At 62.1% G+C, this 3,832-nt stretch carries 4 protein-coding genes and 1 pseudogene; 2 read left to right on the top strand and 3 right to left on the bottom strand.

Annotation, left to right across the window (positions count from 1 at the left end; all coding sequences use genetic code 11):
* Positions 1–14 precede the first annotated feature (14 nt).
* Positions 15–131 (bottom strand): annotated as a pseudogene (locus VF515_10030) (hypothetical protein).
* A 297-nt stretch (positions 132–428) separates the two neighbouring features.
* On the opposite strand from VF515_10030, the gene VF515_10025 reads away from it, so the two are divergent.
* Together VF515_10025 and VF515_10020 are read left to right on the top strand one after the other, a co-directional pair.
* The gene (locus VF515_10025) at positions 429–719 is read left to right on the top strand and encodes a hypothetical protein (GenBank protein ID HEX7407973.1); all 291 of its coding nucleotides are present in this window, start codon (positions 429–431) and stop codon (positions 717–719) included.
* Between the two features lie 274 nt (positions 720–993).
* Positions 994–1,191 (top strand): hypothetical protein, encoded by a 198-nt coding sequence (locus tag VF515_10020; protein ID HEX7407972.1) that lies wholly within the window; start codon positions 994–996, stop codon positions 1,189–1,191.
* A gap of 87 nt (positions 1,192–1,278) precedes the next feature.
* Here VF515_10020 and VF515_10015 read toward each other — a convergent pair whose 3' ends face one another.
* A complete protein-coding gene (locus VF515_10015; GenBank protein ID HEX7407971.1) occupies positions 1,279–2,553 on the bottom strand; it encodes a site-specific integrase in 1,275 nt (424 codons plus the stop codon).
* Between the two features lie 658 nt (positions 2,554–3,211).
* Complete coding sequence (locus VF515_10010) at positions 3,212–3,730, bottom strand: type I restriction enzyme endonuclease domain-containing protein (protein HEX7407970.1); 519 nt, start codon at positions 3,728–3,730, stop codon at positions 3,212–3,214.
* Positions 3,731–3,832 lie beyond the last annotated feature (102 nt).

Below are 3,832 nucleotides of genomic sequence, written 5' to 3'. Positions count from 1 at the left end.
CGTGGACAACTCGGTTAAGCTGCCTGAGCAGCGGTTCGCCTAGCCTCCTCTTCATAGTCCGCCGGGCTGTGATACGCCAAGAACGAATGCAACCGATAGCGGTTATAGAAGACTTCGAGGTACTCGGTGATCGCCGTGGTGTGTCCGTCAAAGCAGCCTCCTAAGCATATCTGGGCGGCATCATCGACGCTTGAGTTGAAGCACGCAGCCGCTCACCAACGCAGAGCGGAGAAAGGAGGAACAGCCATGGACCCACAGCCACCAAAACCACAGCCACCACAGCCAAAGCCAACACCGACTTCGCCGAAGCCCAAATAAAGCTTCCTGCGTTGTCATAAACCCGGCTTATCCTTGCGTTTCACTGCAAAACGGGGTTGCCGGGTCGGTCATGCTGGTATTCGGTTAAAAATTCTGTCGAGGAGGGTTGAATGAAACGTTCAAACATTCTGATCGTCTTAGGGGCGCTCGTATGTGTCAGTGCCTCGGCCGCATTCGGGGAAGCGGATTGGGAGAAGAATGCAAAGTTTTGCGTGACTGACAAGGCGGATGCGCACGCCCGATATATGGATACCTGCAAGAAACCAGGTAACGACCAGTACACCGCTGTGCTGGCCTGTCAGGAACACAATGAGCAGGCACGTAAAACGATCGTGGAGGCAGGGAACGACAAGGTTAATCAGTTGATGGCTAATGTGAAGCCGAGCGAGTGCAATAAGTGAGCTAAAGATACATGACCTTCGTTTCCTCCTGCAACTACTGTTTCAGCGGGATCACCCCCGACGTGGGTGATCCCGAGGCAAATGGGGACCCGATGGTAGCGCCATCGTTCGCGACCATAGGCGGGTCACAAGAGCTGTTTGTTCGGGTGCGGTGAAGCCAGATACGGGGAGATAGGTCGCCGCTGAGTGCGCCTCGGCCTACTCCCCGTGGTGTTTTGCCTGTGGTAGTCGTTTCCGCGTCTTGTGCCGCCGCCTGACATAATACCGGCCGGGATTGATAATTCCTCGGGCTGACGGTTTCAGGCGGTACCGCGGCGATGGCGGCGGCATCAACAACAGCGGCACGCTCACCATCCGCAACAGCACCGTCAGCGGCAACACCACGGCTTCCGGCGGCTTCGGCGATGTCGCGATCGCGGAACAAGGTGGCGGCGTCGACCGCCGTGCCGCGCCCTTCGCAGAATGTTGTTGAGGGGAAACCCTTGTCGCACAAGGGTCCGGAGCTGCCTGTGCCTGGCGGATTTGGCTGGTGGTCAACCTAGCCGCAGTGCGACGCAACCTAGCTGCTCTTGTTGCCTTGCGGTTCCGTGTCAATGTCGCTGCTCATCGCGGCGGCGATCCGCCCTGCCACTTGGTCAGCTGCGGCGCGCATAGGATTCGTGTCTCGTTCCACATAGCGCCCGGTCATCGCCAAGGTCTTGTGTCCGAGAAGATCGCGGATCATGAAGGCGTTGAGCCCGGCCTGGCCGCCGTAGGTGCCGACGGTGTGACGGAGATCGTGTAGCCGCGCGTCGGGAATCTTGGCGCTTGTACGAATGCGGTCCCATGCGTCTTCCAGCGCCGAGCAGGACAGCCTCCTGTCTGATGAAAATGCACTGTGAACGACATGCTTGCCGTGGCGTGGCAACTCGGCCAGCAGGGTAGCGGCCGGCGCACCCAGCGCGACTGTGCGGGCGCCCGCCTTGGCGTCGGGCAGTCGCAACACTCCGCCCGCAAGGTCGACGTCTTCCCATCGCAATGCCAGCACCTCTCCGCGTCGACAGCCTGTGAACGCCAGCAGCTTGATCGCGGCAATGGCGCCGGGTTTCTCCGTCGGTGCATTCTCGGCGTCGGCCAGTGCTTTCCCCAAGCGTCCGAGTTCGTCCAAGGAGAAGAACCGCTCGCGCTTGCGCTCGGCGAAGCGCTTCACGTGCGAGCAGGGATTCGAGTTCAACGGACGTACGCGCCACGCTTCTGCGAGACTGAACAGTTTCGAGAGCAGCGCCAGGCTGCGGTTGGCTTCATACGGCGTAGCGCGCAGCGAGTGGTGTAGGCGCATCACGTCGTCTCGCGTGACCGCGTCGGCCTTGGTGGTCCCGAGCGCCGGGAGCACGCGGCGGTCGATCAATCGCCGATCTTCAGCGACGCTCGACGCCTTCTTGTGCGGCTCAGCGTGTTCTGTGAGGTAACGGTGGCACAGTTGCGCGACGGTGGAGGAGCGGCGCGCAGCTTCGCGTGCGGCGGCCGGGTCGGTTCCGCGCTTGGCATCGGCGAGAAGCCCGCGGGCGTGCTGTCGCGCCTCTTCGGCGGTGAGCACGCCGTGGCGCCCGATCGTCACGCGGCGCGAACGCCCGGCCGCGTTGCGGTACTGGAGCATGTACGAGCGCACGCCGGACGGCTTCACGCGCAGTCCGAACCCCGGCAACTCGCTGTCCCAGATCACCACGTCTGCGTCGCCGGCGTCTGGCGCCGCGATACTCTCAACGAATCGCTTCGTAAGCTTTCGGCGGCTAGGTGGCGGTGTCTCGACCACCAACGCCGCGCGCCTCGCGGCCAGGCTTGCTACTGTCGCCATGAATGTCCTCCGTTGATCTCGGGTAAGCGTCGGGTAAGCACGAGTAAGCAACTCATAGCAACATGCAGCGCACTAGGTCAACCGAGCAAAGCGTGGAAACCAGCTCCTGGAGCGGTTATCACGCACTCTAGCGCAATGCAGCGCAACCGAGCGTAATGCCGTCAAGCAGACTCAAAATCTGCTCCGCCTTGCGCGGGTGGGGGTTCAAGTCCCTCCAGGGCCACTCGGTAGAATCAGCTAGGTGGTGCCTGCGGCAGGTACCCGGGTCACGGCCAAGGCCGACGCGGGCGTCGTTGGCTGCCGCTATCCGTTCGCGGGAGGTTTCACATGTGTCTCAAATCCAGGGTGCCACTGGAGCCCGATCCGGCACGAATAACATTCCGCACCAAACGGGCACTCGTGCGCCGTACGTAGGTCCAGGCTGTTTCCCGGTACAGGGTCACCAGGGTGCCAGCCCGCGGGTAACTCCTTCCGGTTTGCAAAGCGCACGTTCATTCGGACTCCTCCTTCGCCGCACAAGGAGTTACCGCAATGAGCGGGGGCCGTGCGCAGTGCCGCGTGGAAGGATTCTCGATGAACCCCGCACGCAGGTGAAGCATAGCAGCTTCGTCGATTGAGTCACAGCGGTGACTCGAATGCGCACGCCAAAGAGTGTCAGTCACGCCGCCTGGCCCGCCGCCGCGTACACGCTCCGCCCCTCGCCGAAGTACTTGTCGTACACGTGCTGATAGGTCAGGTCACACTTCCGCTGGTACACCTCCGGCGTGTAGGCCCGCGGGAGGGTATCGAGCACTTCCTCGATGCAGAGGCGCACGGCTTGCCGCGATTGCTGCCGCCGGCGCCACGCCAAGACCAGCTTCTCGCGCTTGAGCGTCCCCAGCAGCCCGCGCGCGACCTTCTTGACCTTCGCCTCCTCCTTCTTGCTCAACGTCGGGTCGGGCTTGGTGAGCAGGTCAAAGAGCGCCAGCTCCTCTTCCGACAGTCCCTCGGACATCGCGCGCCGGTCCTCCGCATTGAGGCTTTGCATGAACCGCACCAGCTCCTCGAACAAGGCCTCGATGTTCTTGCTGCCGGCGTTGTACTCCGCGATCAGCTTCTGGAACTTGTCCAGGTAGTTCACCCGCGCACGGTTGAGCGTGACCATCGCCTTGATCTTCCGGTCGATCAGCCCGCGCAGCCGTTCGATCGCGCCCCCAAGCCCTCGAAGTAGGTGCTCGTCACGTCATACAAGAGCAGGTCATAGTCGATCGCAAACAACTCCCCCAAGCGCTTGCGGAGG

The sequence above is a fragment of the Candidatus Binatia bacterium genome (assembly GCA_036382395.1).
Taxonomy (GTDB): domain Bacteria; phylum Desulfobacterota; class Binatia; order HRBIN30; family HRBIN30; genus JAGDMS01.
This window is presented reverse-complemented; position numbering and strand designations above follow the sequence as displayed.

Coding starts and splice junctions, on each gene's coding strand:
- VF515_10025 (HEX7407973.1), top strand. CDS start 429: ATGAAACGTTCAAACATTCTGATCGTCTTAGGGGCGCTCGTATGTGTC.
- VF515_10015 (HEX7407971.1), bottom strand. CDS start 2,553: ATGGCGACAGTAGCAAGCCTGGCCGCGAGGCGCGCGGCGTTGGTGGTC.